The following is a 659-nucleotide window of genomic DNA, read 5'->3' as shown; positions in this document are numbered from 1 at the left end:
CTTGGCTCTCACTTGAGGGCCAACACATTGCCTTCACCACTTTTCGCCCGGGAAGTGGTGAAATCTCTTTGTTAAGAGCCGACAACCCGACGCCTTTTAACAAAGAGACGCAAGCAAAGCGAAACCTAATTTTCTCCGCCCAACAACCGAATGGAGCACAATTTAATGACGATCGAAAATATCAGCCAAGCCAAGGTTGCTGGCGGTTGGCACAAGCAGTACACCCACTTTTCAGCTTCACTGAACTGCAATATGCGCTTTGCCATTTTCTTACCACCTAATGCGAGCAAAGAGAATCCAGTACCCGTGTTGTACTGGCTATCAGGCTTAACCTGTACTGATGAGAACTTCATGCAGAAGGCCGGCGCATTCAAGGCTGCAGCAGAACAAGGTATCGCTATTGTTGCCCCAGACACCAGCCCACGCGGCGAAGGTGTTGCTGATGACGAAGCCTATGATATGGGTCAAGGCGCTGGTTTCTATCTGAACGCGACTAACGCCCCTTGGGACGAACACTACCGCATGTATGATTATGTGGTGACTGAACTTCCAGCGCTTATTGAGTCTTTCTTCCCTGTAACTCCAATTAAGTCGATCTCGGGTCACAGCATGGGTGGACATGGAGCATTAACCATTGGCATTAAAAACCACGAGAGCTC

Annotated in this window: 1 protein-coding gene; it reads left to right on the top strand. The window is 49.3% G+C overall.

What is annotated here, in order from left to right:
- Positions 1-165 precede the first annotated feature (165 nt).
- A partial coding sequence (locus tag KIV40_RS30035; RefSeq protein ID WP_285352926.1) for an alpha/beta hydrolase-fold protein occupies positions 166-659 on the top strand: 494 nt, incomplete at its 3' end.

This window comes from Vibrio sp. D173a (assembly GCF_030248475.1).
This window is presented reverse-complemented; position numbering and strand designations above follow the sequence as displayed.